A 16,220-nucleotide genomic window follows, 5' to 3' on the forward strand; every position below is an offset into this window, starting at 1 on the left:
CGCAATGGGGGCCTTTTTGTTGCGTGCCATCCAAGCAGCGCCACAGCCCGATGTGGGAGCGAGCTTGCTCGCGATGGCGATTTTTCATTCAACACAGATGTCGACCGACACACCGCTATCGCCAGCAAGCTCGCTCCCACAGGATGACATCAGTGGATCAAGCTGCGCGTTCTTCCCCTGGGCTGCGCTCGAAGTAGCGCTTGTACTCTCGGCTGAACTGCGACGAGCTCTGATACCCCACCTGATGCGCCACCTGCGCCACCCCCATGCCATCGATGAGCAACAACCGCTGGGCCTTGAGCAAACGCAAGCGCTTGAGGTACTGCACCGGCGAGAGCAGCGTACTGCGCTTGAAATGCTCATGAAATGTCGAAGCACTCATGTTGGCGCAATTGGCCAGGGTCTCGACGTTCAGCGGCTCGGTGAAATGGGCGTGCAGATGACTCAGGGCTGCGGCAATCCGGGCGAATTGCCCGTGCTGCTCCACCAACGCCCGGAGCACATCCGCCTGAGGCCCGCGCAAGGCGGCGAAGAGTAATTCGCGCAGTCGCGCCTGGCCCATGACCTGGCACTCCAGCGGATCATGCAAGCATTGCAGCAGACGTTCGACGCAGCCGCGCATGGCGCCATCGAGTACGGCGCTGGTCATCGACTCCGGCGTCTGGGCCGCGAGGCTTCGCCCCGGCATCAATCCCATGGCCAGCACGAGTTCGCCCAACAGCGCCCGATCGATCGCCACGGATATCCCGAGCAGCGGAGCATCGGGCATGGCGTAGGTTTCGCACTCGAACGGCACCGGCAGCGCCTGGATCAGGTAATGCCCGGCGCCGTACTCCAGCGTGCGCGGGCCCAGGTAGGCCAATTTGCTGCCCTGGGCAATGATCACCAGGCTCGGCTCGTAGAGCTGCGGGCCACGGGCAATGTCCTGGCTGCACCGCAGCACTTGCACCCCAGGAAGACGTGTAGGGATAAAGCCGTCACGGGTCGCCAAGGGTTCGATCAACGAAACCAGCGCCGCGTTGGCATCGAGATGACGGGTCAGCAACATGGGTAAAACTTCACGAAAAAAGGGATGGAAACATCATCGCAGGTCTGGCGCCCCATAGGATCAATCCACCGCCAAGGTCGGAGGATTAGGCATGACACCCGTAGGAATCGCCATCGCCGGATGCCGCCATGGCTCCCAGAATAGATCACCTCACTGTTCACTGCTAAGCGAGGTCCACTATGTACACCGCCATCGGATACGCCGCTCAATCACCCACCGCGCCCCTTGCCCCTATGAAGTTCGAACGCCGCGACCCGCGAGCCGACGATGTGGCGATCGAAATCCTCTACTGCGGCGTCTGCCACTCCGACATCCACCAGGCGCGCAACGAGTGGGGCATCGCCGTCTACCCGCTGATGCCCGGCCACGAGATCGTTGGCAAGGTTACCGCCGTTGGTGCGAATGTGACCCGCCATAAAGTCGGAGATCTGGTGGGCGTAGGCTGCATGGTGGACTCCTGCCGTGAGTGCGAAGCCTGTCATGCCGACCTGGAGCAATACTGCTATCAGGGCATGACCCAGACCTATGCCAGCCCGGACCGCGTCAGCGGTGGCCATACCATGGGCGGCTATTCCAACAGCATCGTGGTCCAGGAGCACTTCGTGTTGCGCATCCCGGCCGCGCTGGACCCGGCCGGCGCCGCACCGATTCTTTGTGCCGGCATCACCACCTACTCGCCCCTCAAGCACTATGGCGTGAAAGCCGGCGACAAGGTCGGCGTGCTGGGCATGGGCGGTCTCGGCCACATGGGCATCAAGTTCGCCAAGGCGATGGGGGCGGAAGTCACGTTGTTCACCCGCTCGGCCAGCAAGGCAGAAGAAGCCCGTCGCCAGGGTGCGGACCATGTGATCGTGTCCACCGACGCCGAGCAGATGGCCGCCGCGGCCGGGCGCTTCCACTTCCTGCTGGACACCATCCCGGTCCAGCACGACCTCAACCCCTACCTCAGTACCCTGCGTTTCGACGGTGTGCACATCCTGGTGGGCCTGGTCGAACCGATTGATCCACCTGTTCATGCGGCCAACTTGATCATGGGCCGCAGGGTCCTCGCCGGCTCGCTGATCGGTGGCATCGCAGAAACCCAGGAAGTGCTGGATTTCTGTGCCGAACACAACATCAGCTGCGACATCGAGATGCTCGACATCCGTCAGATCAACGAGGCCTACAGCCGCATGATTGCCGGGGACGTGAAATACCGCTTCGTCATCGACATGGCCACGCTCAAGGCCTGACGCAGTGGCCTGTACGGTTAAGTTGAGTGCATGAATCAGCCACCCAGGCCACTCATCAGACCTTGGCGCCCAACTCCGCCGACAGCCGGGCTGTGACCCCTTTGACCAGGGGGATCAGCTCGGCCATTTTTTCCAGCGGCATGTACGGCACGGTGCTGGCAATGCTGATACCAGCGACGATCCGCTTGCCGGCGTCACGAATCGGCGCCGCCACGCAACGAATCGACGGTTCGTTGTCTTCCAGGTCGAACGCATAGCCGCCCGCCACATATTCCATCATTCGCTGCTGGAACTGTTCCCAGGATTGCTCCTGGTGCTGGGGCCAGAACTGATTCTTCCCACCCGATGGCAGGCTGATTTCATACAGCCGTTGCCATTGTTCCTGAGTGTCATCGAGCATCAGCGCCTTGCCGATCCCGGTGCGCGCCAGCGGCATGCGATGGCCGACCCGCGAGCGCATCTCCGGGCCGTTGCGTCCCGGATTCTTCAGCAGGTACAAAACCTCGTCGCCCTCGCGAATCGCCAGGTGCACGGTGTCCCCGGTGAGTGCCGACAATTCGTCCAGATACGGCCCCGCCAGGCTCACCAATGGCAGCTCTTCCCGGGCCTGGAAACCCAGCTCGATCAACTTCGGCCCCAGCAGGTAACCCACTTGCGGCACCACGCGCAGGTAGCGTTCATCCACCAGGCAACTGGCCAGCCGGTGGGTGGTGCTGCGGGTAGTGCCGATCAGCCGGGCGATTTCCTTCAAGTCACGGGCGCCGCTGGCAACCGCCTGGACGACGCCCAAGCCACGCAGCAACGTCTGTGTGCCCGTAGGTGCCGCGTCCTTGGTGGTTTTTGGATCGTCTTGCTGCATATCCGGCCTTCAACAGTGAGCGGGGAACGGGCGGCATTATGGTCGCCCGCCCCGTCGGACTACAACTCGATGCGCTCGACCTTTCCCACCAGGAGGATGTAGGACAGCGCGCCAACCAGCGCCAAGACGGCAATGTAGGTAATGGCCGGGGCGAACGAATCACCGCTGGCCAGGAAACCAATGACAATCGGCGTGGCGATGGCGGCCAGGTTACCGATGAAGTTGAACACCCCACCCGTCAACCCGAGCAGGCGCGCTGGCGCCAAGGTCGACACCAGCGACCAGGTGATCGAGGCCAGGCCATTGCCAAAGAACGCCAGGGCCAGGAAAGCGATCACCAGCGGCGTCGATTCGACGAAGTTGGCACCAATGATTGCGGTGGAAATCAACAGACCGCCAATGATCGGCAGCTTGCGTGCAAAGCCCACGCTGCTGCCACGACGGATCAGCCAGTCGGAAAAGAACCCGGAACACAACACGCCGACAAACGCCGCGAGGAACGGCAGCGACGCCAGCAGGCCGGACTTGATGAAGTCCATGCCGCGGTATTTCACCAGGTAGGTCGGGAACCAGGTCAGGAAGAACCACAACGTGGAATTCAGGCAGAACTGCCCCAGATAGATGCCCCACAGTTTGCGCTGGGTCAGGACGATGCCCAGGTCAGCCCAATTGAATTTCGCCTTGGCCTTGGCTGTATCGGCCTGGATATCCACCAGCCCGCCGCCGTCGCGGATCAGTTCGATTTCGGCGGCGTTGGCGCCCTTGAAATCGCGTGGCTCGCGATAGACCGCGTACCAGATTACCGCCCAGAGAATCCCCACCGCACCGGTCACCACGAACACCATGTGCCAGCCGAACGCGTGTTGCAGCCAGGCCAGCACCGGCGTCAGGAACGCCAGCCCGACGAACTGCCCGGAGGTGTAGAAGCCGATGGCCGTGGCCCGCTCGCGCTCGGGAAACCAGGTGGTGACTACACGGCTGTTGATCGGGTACGCCGGGGCTTCCAGAGCGCCGACGGCCATGCGCAGGACGAACAGTGCGATGAAGCTGGCCGCGAAACCGAGCATCACCGTCGCCACGGACCACAACAGCAGCGCCACGCTGTACAGGATGCGCGGCGGCACCCGGTCCACCAGCCAGCCGCCGGGGATCTGCATGGCCGCGTAGGTCCAGCCGAACGCCGAGAAAATCAGCCCGACATGGATGGGATCGATGCCCAGATCACTGGTCAACGCCGGGGCGGCGATGGATAGATTGCTGCGATCCAGGTAGTTGATCACCACAGTGATGAACAGCAGGACCATGATGAAAAAACGCTTGCGGCTGGGCGTCACCAACGACGCCTGCGCGCTCAAGGTGTGCGCTTGCATGTGAGGTGCCTCTTTTTATGGTTATTGAGGAAACGGGCGCATCGAAGAAGATCTTCCTGCTTGCGAAGATCAATTTGTGGGAGCGAGCTTGCTCGCGATGACGGTGTGTCAGTTGGCACATGCGTGACTGATACATCGCCATCGCGAGCAAGCTCGTCCCACTGGGTCAGGCGTGAATCACCACTCGGCGAAGCTGCCATCGGCATGCCGCCAGATCGGGTTGCGCCAGCGGTGTCCGATGGCCGCGCGTTCGATGACGTATTCCTCGTTGATCTCGATGCCCAGGCCCGGGCCGTTGGGGATCTTCACGAAGCCTTTGTCGTAGTCGAACACCTGCGGATCCTTGATGTAATCCAGCAAGTCGTTGCTCTCGTTGTAGTGGATGCCCAGGCTCTGCTCCTGGATGAACGCGTTGTAACAGGCCGCGTCCAGTTGCAGGCAGGCCGCCAGGGCAATCGGGCCCAGCGGGCAGTGCAATGCCAGCGCCACGTCATAGGCTTCGGCCATGTTGGCAATCTTGCGGGTTTCGGTGATGCCACCTGCATGGGACGCATCCGGCTGGATGATGTCCACGTAGCCTTCACTGAGCACCCGCTTGAAGTCCCAGCGGGAGAACAAGCGCTCGCCCAAGGCAATCGGCGTGCTGGTCAGCGGCGCCAGCTCCTTGAGGGCTTCGTAGTTTTCGCTGAGCACGGGCTCTTCGATAAACATCAGCTTGAAGGGATCGAGCTCTTTCATCAGCACCTTGGCCATCGGCTTGTGGACCCGGCCATGAAAGTCCACGCCAATGCCGACGTTCGGCCCGACCGCGTCGCGCACTGCCGCGACGTTGGCCAGGGCCAGGTCGACTTTCTCGAAGGTATCGAGGAATTGCAGCTCTTCAGTGCCGTTCATTTTCACGGCGGTGAACCCGCGCCCTACCGCTTCTTTCGCCGCGCGAGCGGTGTCGGCCGGGCGGTCGCCGCCGATCCACGAATACACGCGGATCTTGTCGCGGACCTGTCCGCCGAGCAAATCGCTGACCGACACGCCGAGGGCCTTGCCCTTGATATCCCACAATGCCTGGTCGATGCCGGCCAGGGCGCTCATGTGCACCGCGCCACCGCGATAAAAGCCACCGCGATACAGCACGGTCCAGATGTCTTCGATATTGCGTGGGTCTTTGCCGATCAGGTAGTCGGACAATTCCTCAACGGCAGCCGCCACCGTGTGGGCACGGCCCTCAACCACGGGCTCGCCCCAACCGGTCACGCCTTCGTCGGTTTCGACCTTGAGGAAGCACCAGCGCGGCGGAACGATAAACGTGGTCAGTTTGGTGATTTTCATCTTGTTGTCTCTCTTGTCGATGCAGCGCCTGCAGCGCCGGAAAAATCTTCAGTTCAAGGCATTCCACGCAGCCACATAGGCCTTGGCGCGCACCGCCACTTCGTCGCAGGTCAGCCCAGGTTTGAACAACCCGGAACCGAGGCCGAAGCCCTTGACGCCAGCCTCGATAAACACCGCCATGTTGTCCGGCGTGATCCCGCCCACCGGCACCAGCACGGTCCCGGCCGGCAGCACCGCGAGCCAGGCCTTGACCACCGCTGGGCCCATTTGCTCGGCGGGAAACATCTTCAATACATGAGCGCCTTCAGCCAACGCGGCAAAAGCCTCGGTAGGCGTGGCGACCCCCGGCGACAGGTACAGCCCCGCCGCTTTCGCCGCACGCAAGACTTTCGGGTCGCTGTGGGGCATGACGATCACCTGGCCGCCGGCGGCCTTGACCTGTTCCACCTGCTCCGGCGTAAGCACGGTGCCGGCACCGATCAGGCAATCGGCGGGCAAGGTACTGCGCAGGATGCGGATACTTTCGTACGGCTCGGGGGAATTGAGCGGTACTTCGATGACGCGAAATCCGGCGCTGTAGAGAACCTCGCCGATGGCGGCGGCCTCTTCGGGACGCAAGCCGCGCAGGATCGCGATCAATCCGTTTTGTGCCAGTGCTTGAGTGAGCATTTCAGACCTCCAGTCAAATTCAGCGATCGAGTAGCCCGGCCGCCAGGGCCAGCTGCCACAACCCACGTTCGGTGGCCTGTTCGGCCAGGGTTACCCGGGCGAAACCGCAGGCGTCGAGCGCTCGTCGATAACGGGCGCAGAGTTGGGAATTGCCGATCAACACCACCGTCGGCAAGTGGACGCTGTTGCGCCGCTGGCGTTGCACGGCGGCCAGGGCCGTCAATTCGTGACCGATCAACAGACCGGAAAGGTAGTCCGCCTGGGCTGCGGCGCCGAGTTCACCGGTCAGGCCCAGGCTTCGGGCGCTGAACACCGTCGACAGCGGGCCGATCTGGCCGTCCGTAGACAGCGCCACCTGCACGCCGCGATCGAAGGCCTCGCCGTCGAACGTCGCGCCCCGCTGCTGCGTGCGGCCGAGAATGCTGTGGTCACTGAGCACGGCGAAGATCTCGCCGGTCATGAAGGTATCGAAATGCACGATGCAGCCGTCGGCCACCTCGACCCATTTCGAGTGGCTGCCGGGCAGGCCGATCAACACGGCTTCGTCCGGCAGGCTGTGCAAGGCGCCGAGCACCTGGGTTTCTTCACCGCGCATCACATTGGGCAAGCGGGAACGCTGGATCACGCCGGGCACGATGTGCACCTCGATACCGCGAAGACTACGAATGACTTGTAGGGAATGTCCGAGATTGGCCACGTTGGCCGGCGTGTCGCAGTAAGGCGCCTCGCGCCAGCCCTGGGCGCTGCCCACCATGCCGCAGGCGATCACCGGTAAGCCTGGCTGTGCATCGAGCCAGTCGCCACAGGCCTCGTCGAACGCCAGCTCGAAACCATCGCTGCATAGCCGACCGGCCACGGTGCGCGGCCCCGCCGGCAACTGCATGATCCCCGACGACAGCGAGCGCTGGTCGAGCACCTCGCCATCGGCTGCGAGTTTGTAAGCCCGTAATGAGGTGGTCCCCCAGTCGAGCGCAATCAATTGCGCCTGCATCCGCTTCACCTGTTTTGTTTTTTGGCAGTGAGTGAGGCGGACTATAAACCTGGACCCGCACAAATCTCAATATATAAAAATGCATCTCATATATTGGGAAATGTAGCTTGATGTGTAACCGTGACGTCGCGGACAGCCGGCAATCATGCAAGTAAGTGCCGGTATGCCCTAGCGTGATTCGCCGTTCAAAAACCCGAGGATTTCGGCAGCCAACGCCTCGGGCGCTTCTTCCGCCATGTGATGACCACAGTCCAGAGCACGCCCTTGCAATTTCGTCGTCCACGGCTCCCAAACGGCCAACACATCCTCATAGATCAGTTTCAAATCATCACGCTGAGACCACAGGACCATGGTGGGACACGCAATCCGGTGCCCCGCGCGCCGGTCCGCCTCATCGTGGTCGCGGTCGATCCCCGGACCTGCGCGATAATCCTCAAGCATGCCATGGACCGTCTCGGGATCATGAATAGCGGCCCTGTAGTCTTCATAGGCAAGTGCCCCCATTTTCTCGGGAGAGCCGCCATACCATGCATCTGGATCGACCAGGATGGCTTGTTCCGGTTTCTCGGCCTGCATGAAGAAGAACCAGTGCCACCACATGGCGGCGAATCGCTCGTCGCAGCGTTCCAGTGCCTCGATTATAGGTACGCCGTCCAGTACACCGAGGTGGGTTACGGCGTCGGGATGATCCATGGCCATGCGAAAGGCCGTATAAGCGCCCCGATCATGGCCGATAACCGAAAACCGCTCGTGTCCTAGATGGCGCATCAGCGCAATACAATCACGGGCCTTGGCACGTTTCGACGAGCCGGCATGGTCCGGCGTATCGGCAGGTTTGGAGGAACGACCGAAACCTCTCAGATCGGGGCAAACCACCGTGTGGTGCCGCGCCAACAACGGCGCTACCCGGTGCCAAGTCGCGTGCGTACGAGGATGACCATGGAGCAGTAGAACGGGAGAACCCCTGCCTCCATGCCTGACCCTCAACGTCGCCTCAGGCAGGACGACGGTATCGAGAGAGAATTGTTCGAACATCAAGTTCCTTCCTGGTTATTCAATCGACAGGCATTGACTTGGCCAAGTCGGCCAACGCATATCTGCACTCGACATGCAGCCTTGAGTTCATGATATGCCGAGTGGTCTTGGGTGGATAAGGACGGCCTTCCAGGCCCCTGGCGATAATCTCGTGGGCTGTCACTTCAATGCCCGCTTGACGGGATTCAAGTTCGACCTGCGAATAATCGAGCAATAAGCAGGGAACCACTTTCAACGACGTTCGCCGTGCAAACTCACGCCGATGGTGACCGTCCATTATGACCCATGATCCGCGCTCTACCAGAATCGGTTGCAACCAAAAGCCGCGGCTTGCAATTTCGTAGGCGACTTGCTGCACCCGCGCTTCAATAAACTGCTCAGTGGGCAGAAGCGCGTCCGGAGGCAAGAGCATAATGCCCCTATTTTCACGTCGAGCCTCTGCAAAGAATTTAGTGTTCATAGTCAACTCACTCTAGCTTGTTCTCATCTCACGACACAACGCTGGTGCGTGCCGAAGAAGTTGACGGATAGCCTAGTCGCATCTTGAGTCATGGCAAGACTTACTTATAAGTTCTTATTTTTACAAGATAGATTTAAATAAAAAAATATTGCTTAAAAAGATTGAACCTTGCACCGCTTCGTTTATTCGAGCGTACGTACCATTTCGTTACTGCATTCCAATTTTTGTAAAAAAATCTTGTTTACCAACCTGTTATGGCCGCTCACTTAATAAAGTCAAAAAAAATTTTGTTTTTTAAAAACTTCACGTCTAGTCTCGCTGAGGCATTTGAATTTTGGATCCAATATCACACTAATGGCTACCGCCAGAACTTAGCTATTCGCTAGGGAGTATTCACATGACCACTCTTGTTGAAAATCCGATTTGTGATTATTACGATCATATCTGTAACCAATTGCGTGCCTCCACTGACCATCTGGAGCAGGCTGGGGACGGATTATTCAGTCCCCGATACCTTCCGGAACTGGACCAGCAAATAAAGCAGTTTTTTGCAGCGTCTTCGATAAGTTACTCACTGATTGACTTGGGTTTGGGAATTGAAACCATCTTGCTCAATATGTCGAGATTCGAACGAACCCGTACGACTAAAACCAATCCTTCCCTGCTCATGGTGGCGCGAGCGATCGAACATAGTCGTCGCAGCGGCGAGGCGGTCACCATAGTCACCCCCTCTTCAGGAAATAAAGCGACCGCATTGCGCGCTGCGGTATACCGCGCCTACGAGCTCGGACTGGCCTCTCCAGACACGCTGAATATCGTGTGCGTTGTGCCAGCGGATGCGGAGCTCAAACTGTGGGATAGCCCCCTATCGTCGGACGACCGGCTGCGCGCCCTCAATCCACTCGTGACCGTTGAAACGTCGACTCGTGACACCGTCAAGAAAATGGTTTCCAGCGCCGCTCGCAGGCTTCCCTCCCTGGCATCGAAGCGACGATTGTGGTTCACGCTCTCGCTGGACAACTACGTTCTCGCCGATCAACTGCGGGCCTTTCTGGAGATTGACCGTTTCGCACCGGAGGTCCGTCGCTGGCACGCACACAGCGTATCCAGTGCGTTCGGGTTGATAGGACATAGTCGAGGGTGGGAGCGAAGGTGGTCAGACGCACCGTTACGGCCCGGTTACCTGCTCGTTCAACACCTCGATACCCCTGACATGGTCTTGCATCTGACGCGAGGCACCTTTGACCGAACGCAGCTCCCCCAGTACCAGCCCAGCGCCAATGGGCGATTCAAGCAAACAGACTCGGCGCATTTCCCCACTGAAACCCACCGAATTGACGAATGCATCGACACAACGTTCTACACCTCCGCACCTGTAACGCAGCCGGAGATGGAAGGCTACATCGCTCGGCATGGAGGCACCGGGATCGTCGTCAGCCGTATCGAATGTGAAAGAGGCTATGACCAGGTCCGAAAGGCGCTCGCGCATACCGACGTGCGCTTGCCAGACGATCCGGGTCGCCTGCGAGAGCACTCGTTATTAATGGCAGCTACCGGAGCAAGGCTGGCCCATACGCGGGGGTTGCTGGAGGGTGTCGGATCGGTCGTGCTCCATAACAGTGGCAGCTATACCGATAGCGATTTTGACCCAGTACCCCATCGACACCTGACACGCCTGCACCAGGACCAACCCCAAGCGCTTGATGACCTTATCGAGCGAACCAGAGGGAGAATGCTTGGATGAACTCGCCGATTAGTATTGTCTCGGCCATCGACTTCAACGATGAGCCCATCCCTCTTGAAAACCTGCATGCCACCGCTCAGTCGCTCCTGGAGGAGCACGGCTACGTACAAGTCGTGAACATTGCGGATGGATTTGACTACATCCGCTTCGGTCGACGGTTGGGCAGCTTCGTGCCGAACTATGGCGGAGCGGTGGTAGGCAATGTACGTCCCGAACCGGGCATGGATGACGTCTACCACGCTGGCAACCATCAACCGCTCACCCCGCACACCGAGGGATACGACTTCAAGCACCTGCCGCCCCGCTACATCATGCTTTGGTGTGTGGTCCCAGCAGAGGGCGACGGTGGGGAAACCACGCTTGCACTGACCCAGCCATGGATCGATGCGCTCGATGACATTTCGCGCGAGCATCTGTTGAAGACCGTCTATGCCTGGAAAACCACCGAGGGCATACAACGGCAGGGGCTGGATCTACGCACCGAGCATCCGATTCTCGAGGACACCGGCTCAGGCCGCATCGTGCGGTTTTCCTGCAATAACCTCTTGCACGAGAACGACGTGATCGCGACGACCCTGCAACAAGATTGGCAGTCACGCTATCAGTCGGACTCGGTGTGGGTTCGTTATGCGCAGAACGACATCTTGCTATGGGACAACTGGCGTGTGCTCCATGCACGCAACGCGTTCCAGGACAGTCGACGCCACCTGCGGCGCCTGCAAATCAGCGCGAGCGGTGGGCTGCAAGGATGCGCCCGATGAGCGGCAATGAAAACGCTGCGGTAAAGGTTCTTGTTATCGGACGTGGACGGTTTGCGCGGACCCTGCTTGCACACCTTTGCGGTGTACTCGATGAAGGTGCGCAGATCGTCCAATGTTACCGGGATGCCCGGCTCGCCTCCTCTGCGGGCAACGCCTTTGCGGCACCGCACGTCCGGCAGGCTCCGATGCATACCCTGCTGGGCGAGGAAGGGTTGGCGAACCTTCAGGCGTTGATGGTCTCGTTCAAGCCGGACGTGATCGTGTCTGCAGCATCGGCGTACTCGCCGTACGGCTCGGGACCTGGGGCCGGAGCGCCTTTCGGCTCGACACTGCCGCTCCAGCTTCCCATCGCAACCAACGTCGCCAGGGCGGCGCATTCATGCGGCAACGACGGGTTGTTGCTCAACGCCTGTTACCCCGAACTCGTCAACCCTGTCGCTCGCTTGCTCGGAACCCCGTTCGACGCGGGCCTGGGAAACGCCCAGACCTTGAACTGGGCTCAGGACTTTGGCGCTCAAGGTGACCGTTTCCAGGCTCTGGCTCACCATTCGCACCTTGGGAAAAACCCCAGGAAAATACCGTTGATGTACGACGCAACGAATGGCCTGATCCACGAACCCCTGGCGGCATGCATCGAAGCGCTTGACCGGCGGCGGGCCTTATCCCGAGAGGAACGCAACGACATAGGCGCCACGGCGGCGGCATCGCTGATAGCCGAGTTGGCCATGTCGCCCTCGGTGAACGCATGCCTGCCCGGCGTCGGCGTGGAAACCGGGGCGATGCCTGTAAGCCTGGGATTGGGGCGCGCAGCGAAGCCATGTATCAAGCTTTCGGGGGCGGACCTGAATCAAGTCCGCGCCAGACACCGTCAGGAATGCATGGCCGAGGGATGGGATATTTTTGATGACGTACTGGAGCTTTCATCAGACGCTCGCGCTGGCATGGGGATGATGGCGCCGCCCGACAACCGGCTAAACGGCACTGACCTTGGGACCTGGGTGAGCTCGCTGGAGGGATTGCTATGACGATGCCAGCAAGACTTGCGACGGCGATACGATATGGTTGGAGAAACTCGTCCCATCCCGGGGTCATTCACATGCACAGGCTACTGGATTCATGGGCGCCGAAAACCGGCACCGTGACCAGTACAGTTCCGACGTGTCCGCACGCGCCGTCCATTTCCTACGCGGGCCTTTCCCAAGGGCTGACCAACATTCTCAAGCTCATGGATGTCCTGCGGTCACGAGACTTTCCCGGGCCAGTACATTGGCAGGATGACCACGACGGCGCCGCAGCCGATATCTCGCTGCAAGGCACCTCGGTACGCGGGTCTCCCGCGGGCCCACGCGAGCTGATCCTGCCTTTTCGCGTTCACCTTGCGATTCCGACTCCCGACCTCGAATCGGTCAAGCAAGCCGTTTCAAAACGCGAGCGACCACGCTTCTCGTCGTCGTTCGACCAAAAGCAATGGCGCGCGCGAATCACGACGGATGAGGCTGAAGTACGCCGTTTCTACTTTCGAATGCACTTGCCAACCATGGCCAAACGGCACGCTGACGCAGCGCGGACCGAGCCCTTGGCACTGGCGTTGCACATCGCCAGGCAAGGCGGGTTGTTTTTGTCCGAATCGTCCGCAGGCCCGGTAGCCGGATGCCTGTTTACCCAGCGTGGCGGCGTGTTCACCACACGACTGCTGGGCGTCGATGAAGGGGCTGATGAGCACTATGACAACGGCGCGTTCAAGAACCTCTATCACCTGATGCTCCAGCACTGCGCCAGGAGCAGCGCTATCCAGGCTATGGATCTTTTTGGAACCGAGGCCTTCATCGCCAAAGGCATATTCCAGTGGAAACGAAAACTAGGCGCACAGGTACGTCCGGCCCCCAACCATTTCCGGCACAAATTCCTGCGGCTGAAGGTCCACCGCGACAGCCCGGGGGTACGCCAATTCCTGCTGCACAATCCGATGCTGATCGATACGCCTACCGGCTTCGCTCCGGTGTATTTCACGGCAGGGGAGCAAGGCGCGGCGTGTGAATTCAGCGCCCGGATGGGTGGGTTGAATCCGCCACTGCATATTCCGATTGATGAATTCCTGTCCTCGGAGGGTGCTGTAAATCAATACGCCGAAAGGCCACGCGATACCTGAATTCAGGCGTCATGTCCCGCCCGTCGAAGGACGTTCGGGCAACGCTTCGCTTGCCATCGTCATTGCCAACAACACCCGCTTTCACGCGAGAAGGTCCTGATATGCCCCATACTCCGCGCCCCGCTACGCCCATCGAACTCACCCGTCGCATCCTGCAGTGTCACCTGGCCGATACTGGGATCCAGGCCCGGGAGTCCTGCCCGATTTCGCCGATAATCCTTGATCGTCGCGTCCACCACCAATTACAGAATGCGGCGGTGTCTCTGCTCAAGCTCTTGAAACGCGCCGCACTGTCAGTGGGTGATTGCACCCAGGCGAGACTCAACGCTTACGGCGCTACCGAGCAAGACTACCCATTGTTCAGCACCGACCTGCATTTCGAGGATCCATACAGTGATGTATTTGCCCGCCCTGACTTTGTCCTGACCACGTCCGGTCCCAAGGTACTAGAGTTCAACGTCAGTGGCGCCGTGGGTGGGGTGCCCGAGCTGGCGTGCCTCCAGGCCGGCCTCCAGGCCGCTTATGGTCGGCGAGAACCCATTCGTTTCAAGTGGAGCAGTCCCTATGACGACCGCGCCAGGGCCTTTCGCGAGATCGCCACGCGCACGGACCTGGAGGGCCGGGTTCTGGTAGTAGGGTCGGTACGCGACCTTGAATACACCAACAGCACCAAGGTTTTCGACCTGGAAGTCGAAGCCCTGCATCGCCAAGGCCTGGTCGCAGATTTCTGCGAACCGGAACACCTCGATAACATTCTCGAAGCGACCCACGGCGATAGCCACGCGGCGTTCCCGCTCAGCCTGCGCATGTTCACCATTCCTGAATGGGCCGAGCTCGGTATCGACCTATCCACCGTGCGGCGTTGGCTGGACGGTGGCTCACTGCTCCTCGGCCCACAGACCTCGGCGTTTCTGGCGAACAAAAAAACCCTTGCCTGGCTTTCCGAGGGCCTGCCTTGGATGACACGCCAGGACCGTGAAACAGTGGCGGAGTTTGTCCCTTGGTCGCGTTGCCTCACGGATCGCAATACGACCCTGCTTGGCGGCGCCGAAGGAGCGCTCTTACCTTTCTGTATCACGCATCAAGAGCGCCTGGTCCTGAAAGAGGCGATCGGCATGCAGGGGCGCCAGGTCACAGTCGGACGTGAGGTGTCGCAGGCGCAATGGCATGACTTGGTCACAACAGCGGCCGCGTCTGGAAACTCCATCGTGCAAGCGTACGTCGAACCGTGCCTGCAGCAGGTGTGGATGAGCCATGGGGCCCACGACGATCAGACGGAGCTGCTGAAGATGCGCCCCATCATCAGCTTCTTCGTGTTCGGCGGCCGTCCCGGCAGTGGCTGGGCACGGTTCCGACCCGACGACAGCTACGGTGTCGTCAGTTGCGAAGGGTTCGGAGCATTTGAAACCGCCATCGCCCCCGATTAAGGAGAAGCCATGACAACGCCCATTCACCCTATCGATCTGCACTCACCCGCTGAACGAGCCAGACATCTGCTCGGCGTCCTGAGGGACGCAGGCACCACCTCTCTGACGGGTACCCCGTGCGGAATCCTGGCGCCTTTGTGGCGCCAGGCACGCGACAAAAACAGTGACCTTTCCCTGGTTACAGTGTCCCGCGAGGATACAGCGCTCGCTTTCGCTGCCGGTGAGGCGCTCGCTGGCGGCCATCCGGCCGTGCTTATGCAGAATTCCGGGTTCGGGAACTGCGTCAACGTCATGGCCTCGCTCATATGTCCTTATGACCTCCACGTGACCTTGGTCATCAGCCTCAGGGGAACCGGCAACGACACGACACCCGAGAACAGCGCCATGGGTGCGACAACCGCGTCGATTCTTTCTCATTGGGGCGTCGCGACGACCCTCCTGGCAGCTCCCGAAGACCTGCTTATTCCACGAAATCTCGCCAGGAACGGCCCCAGTGCCGTGCTGATCGCTCCCGAGTATTTTGGATGGTGCCCATGAACAAGACAGAACTCATCGCCGAAATAGTCACTCGCTTCGAGGGACATCCGATCATTTTCACAACCGGGTACGCGTCGCGCATTGCGTTCGCTTTGCGACCCGCCTCCACCAATCACTTCTACATGGTGGGGAGCATGGGGATGGCCTCCGCCATCGGCCGTGGCGTAGTGAGGGGGTTGGGGAGCGGCTCTAGACATCCGGTGATCGTCGATGGCGACGGTGCAATGCTCATGGGGCTCCATTGCCTGCTGCTTGAGCAGGAAACCGCCAGCGCCATCCTGCACATCGTCGCCAACGATTCCAGTTACGCCTCCACGGGAGGCCAGGATATCCCGCCCAGCGTTGACTCCATCTGCGACCTGGCCAGGGCCGCCGGGTATGGCTTTGTAACAGAGCTGAAAACGTCAGCGACGACGTTCGCCGAAGCGCTTCCCGTCGCGGCAGCGGCTATTTCGGGCGGCAGCAGTGCCCTACTTAATTGTCGTGTGCAGCCTGGTCCCGATCCCGTGGGCCGTATAGGCTTGTCGCTTCCGGACATCGCCAGGCAGTTCCAAGCCTTCGTCAAGGACGGCTCTGCACGAGAGACTTCGACGGCGCGATCATGAACAGGGA

General features: G+C 60.3%; 16 protein-coding genes. 8 read left to right on the top strand and 8 right to left on the bottom strand.

What is annotated here, in order from left to right:
* Positions 1-157: 157 nt before the first annotated feature.
* Complete coding sequence (locus ACLEJQ_RS08910) at positions 158-1,048, bottom strand: AraC family transcriptional regulator N-terminal domain-containing protein (protein ID WP_440794116.1); 891 nt, start codon at positions 1,046-1,048, stop codon at positions 158-160.
* A gap of 179 nt (positions 1,049-1,227) precedes the next feature.
* Between ACLEJQ_RS08910 and ACLEJQ_RS08915 the strand changes: the two genes are divergently transcribed.
* The gene (locus ACLEJQ_RS08915; protein ID WP_440794118.1) at positions 1,228-2,280 is read left to right on the top strand and encodes an NAD(P)-dependent alcohol dehydrogenase; all 1,053 of its coding nucleotides are present in this window, start codon (positions 1,228-1,230) and stop codon (positions 2,278-2,280) included.
* A 55-nt stretch (positions 2,281-2,335) separates the two neighbouring features.
* Here the strand turns inward: ACLEJQ_RS08915 and ACLEJQ_RS08920 are convergent, their stop codons facing one another.
* The 7 genes from ACLEJQ_RS08920 to ACLEJQ_RS08950 all read right to left on the bottom strand — a co-directional run bounded on the left by ACLEJQ_RS08920 (position 2,336) and on the right by ACLEJQ_RS08950 (position 8,990).
* Complete coding sequence (locus tag ACLEJQ_RS08920; protein ID WP_440794120.1) at positions 2,336-3,139, bottom strand: IclR family transcriptional regulator; 804 nt, start codon at positions 3,137-3,139, stop codon at positions 2,336-2,338.
* A 59-nt stretch (positions 3,140-3,198) separates the two neighbouring features.
* Positions 3,199-4,509: an MFS transporter gene (locus ACLEJQ_RS08925; RefSeq protein ID WP_440794122.1), complete on the bottom strand. Its 1,311-nt coding sequence runs from the start codon at positions 4,507-4,509 to the stop codon at positions 3,199-3,201.
* Between the two features lie 177 nt (positions 4,510-4,686).
* Positions 4,687-5,835, bottom strand: coding sequence for a galactonate dehydratase (gene dgoD, locus ACLEJQ_RS08930; protein ID WP_440794123.1), 1,149 nt, complete (start codon positions 5,833-5,835; stop codon positions 4,687-4,689).
* A 48-nt stretch (positions 5,836-5,883) separates the two neighbouring features.
* Entirely contained in the window at positions 5,884-6,504 is a 621-nt protein-coding gene (locus ACLEJQ_RS08935; protein ID WP_440794125.1) for a 2-dehydro-3-deoxy-6-phosphogalactonate aldolase, read from the bottom strand.
* 19 nt (positions 6,505-6,523) lie between these two features.
* On the bottom strand, positions 6,524-7,495 hold the full coding sequence (locus ACLEJQ_RS08940) for a 2-dehydro-3-deoxygalactonokinase (protein ID WP_440794127.1): 972 nt from the start codon (positions 7,493-7,495) through the stop codon (positions 6,524-6,526).
* A 168-nt stretch (positions 7,496-7,663) separates the two neighbouring features.
* The gene (locus ACLEJQ_RS08945) at positions 7,664-8,530 is read right to left on the bottom strand and encodes an alpha/beta hydrolase (RefSeq protein ID WP_440794129.1); all 867 of its coding nucleotides are present in this window, start codon (positions 8,528-8,530) and stop codon (positions 7,664-7,666) included.
* 19 nt (positions 8,531-8,549) lie between these two features.
* The gene (locus ACLEJQ_RS08950) at positions 8,550-8,990 is read right to left on the bottom strand and encodes a ParB N-terminal domain-containing protein (protein WP_440794131.1); all 441 of its coding nucleotides are present in this window, start codon (positions 8,988-8,990) and stop codon (positions 8,550-8,552) included.
* A 397-nt stretch (positions 8,991-9,387) separates the two neighbouring features.
* Here ACLEJQ_RS08950 and ACLEJQ_RS08955 point away from each other — a divergent pair, with 397 nt between their 5' ends.
* From ACLEJQ_RS08955 to ACLEJQ_RS08985, 7 genes are all read left to right on the top strand, one after another.
* Positions 9,388-10,734 carry a DUF6002 family protein gene (locus ACLEJQ_RS08955; RefSeq protein WP_440794133.1) on the top strand — a complete coding sequence of 449 codons (1,347 nt, stop codon included), beginning with the start codon at positions 9,388-9,390 and terminating at the stop codon, positions 10,732-10,734.
* On the top strand, positions 10,731-11,495 hold the full coding sequence (locus ACLEJQ_RS08960) for a TauD/TfdA dioxygenase family protein (protein WP_440794135.1): 765 nt from the start codon (positions 10,731-10,733) through the stop codon (positions 11,493-11,495). Before ACLEJQ_RS08955 ends, ACLEJQ_RS08960 begins: the two co-directional genes overlap by 4 nt.
* Positions 11,492-12,520 (top strand): hypothetical protein, encoded by a 1,029-nt coding sequence (locus tag ACLEJQ_RS08965; RefSeq protein WP_440794137.1) that lies wholly within the window; start codon positions 11,492-11,494, stop codon positions 12,518-12,520. Before ACLEJQ_RS08960 ends, ACLEJQ_RS08965 begins: the two co-directional genes overlap by 4 nt.
* Entirely contained in the window at positions 12,517-13,644 is a 1,128-nt protein-coding gene (locus tag ACLEJQ_RS08970) for a hypothetical protein (protein WP_440794139.1), read from the top strand. Before ACLEJQ_RS08965 ends, ACLEJQ_RS08970 begins: the two co-directional genes overlap by 4 nt.
* 101 nt (positions 13,645-13,745) lie before the next feature.
* Positions 13,746-15,071, top strand: a complete 1,326-nt coding sequence (locus tag ACLEJQ_RS08975; RefSeq protein WP_440794141.1) for a hypothetical protein — start codon at positions 13,746-13,748, stop codon at positions 15,069-15,071.
* 9 nt (positions 15,072-15,080) lie between these two features.
* Complete coding sequence (locus ACLEJQ_RS08980) at positions 15,081-15,608, top strand: thiamine pyrophosphate-binding protein (RefSeq protein WP_440794143.1); 528 nt, start codon at positions 15,081-15,083, stop codon at positions 15,606-15,608.
* Complete coding sequence (locus tag ACLEJQ_RS08985) at positions 15,605-16,213, top strand: thiamine pyrophosphate-dependent enzyme (RefSeq protein ID WP_440794145.1); 609 nt, start codon at positions 15,605-15,607, stop codon at positions 16,211-16,213. The genes ACLEJQ_RS08980 and ACLEJQ_RS08985 overlap by 4 nt, the downstream gene beginning before the upstream one ends.
* Positions 16,214-16,220: the final 7 nt, after the last annotated feature.

This window comes from Pseudomonas sp. SMV71 (assembly GCF_052042015.1).
Classification (GTDB): Bacteria; Pseudomonadota; Gammaproteobacteria; order Pseudomonadales; family Pseudomonadaceae; genus Aquipseudomonas.

What these genes read in the sequence shown, in the direction of transcription:
- dgoD (WP_440794123.1), bottom strand. Translation starts at nt 5,835, where the DNA reads ATGAAAATCACCAAACTGACCACGTTTATCGTTCCGCCGCGCTGGTGC.
- ACLEJQ_RS08915 (WP_440794118.1), top strand. Translation starts at nt 1,228, where the DNA reads ATGTACACCGCCATCGGATACGCCGCTCAATCACCCACCGCGCCCCTT.
- ACLEJQ_RS08980 (WP_440794143.1), top strand. Translation starts at nt 15,081, where the DNA reads ATGACAACGCCCATTCACCCTATCGATCTGCACTCACCCGCTGAACGA.
- ACLEJQ_RS08960 (WP_440794135.1), top strand. Translation starts at nt 10,731, where the DNA reads ATGAACTCGCCGATTAGTATTGTCTCGGCCATCGACTTCAACGATGAG.
- ACLEJQ_RS08940 (WP_440794127.1), bottom strand. Translation starts at nt 7,495, where the DNA reads ATGCAGGCGCAATTGATTGCGCTCGACTGGGGGACCACCTCATTACGG.
- ACLEJQ_RS08950 (WP_440794131.1), bottom strand. Translation starts at nt 8,990, where the DNA reads ATGAACACTAAATTCTTTGCAGAGGCTCGACGTGAAAATAGGGGCATT.
- ACLEJQ_RS08975 (WP_440794141.1), top strand. Translation starts at nt 13,746, where the DNA reads ATGCCCCATACTCCGCGCCCCGCTACGCCCATCGAACTCACCCGTCGC.
- ACLEJQ_RS08965 (WP_440794137.1), top strand. Translation starts at nt 11,492, where the DNA reads ATGAGCGGCAATGAAAACGCTGCGGTAAAGGTTCTTGTTATCGGACGT.
- ACLEJQ_RS08970 (WP_440794139.1), top strand. Translation starts at nt 12,517, where the DNA reads ATGACGATGCCAGCAAGACTTGCGACGGCGATACGATATGGTTGGAGA.
- ACLEJQ_RS08935 (WP_440794125.1), bottom strand. Translation starts at nt 6,504, where the DNA reads ATGCTCACTCAAGCACTGGCACAAAACGGATTGATCGCGATCCTGCGC.
- ACLEJQ_RS08920 (WP_440794120.1), bottom strand. Translation starts at nt 3,139, where the DNA reads ATGCAGCAAGACGATCCAAAAACCACCAAGGACGCGGCACCTACGGGC.
- ACLEJQ_RS08985 (WP_440794145.1), top strand. Translation starts at nt 15,605, where the DNA reads ATGAACAAGACAGAACTCATCGCCGAAATAGTCACTCGCTTCGAGGGA.
- ACLEJQ_RS08910 (WP_440794116.1), bottom strand. Translation starts at nt 1,048, where the DNA reads ATGTTGCTGACCCGTCATCTCGATGCCAACGCGGCGCTGGTTTCGTTG.
- ACLEJQ_RS08925 (WP_440794122.1), bottom strand. Translation starts at nt 4,509, where the DNA reads ATGCAAGCGCACACCTTGAGCGCGCAGGCGTCGTTGGTGACGCCCAGC.
- ACLEJQ_RS08945 (WP_440794129.1), bottom strand. Translation starts at nt 8,530, where the DNA reads ATGTTCGAACAATTCTCTCTCGATACCGTCGTCCTGCCTGAGGCGACG.
- ACLEJQ_RS08955 (WP_440794133.1), top strand. Translation starts at nt 9,388, where the DNA reads ATGACCACTCTTGTTGAAAATCCGATTTGTGATTATTACGATCATATC.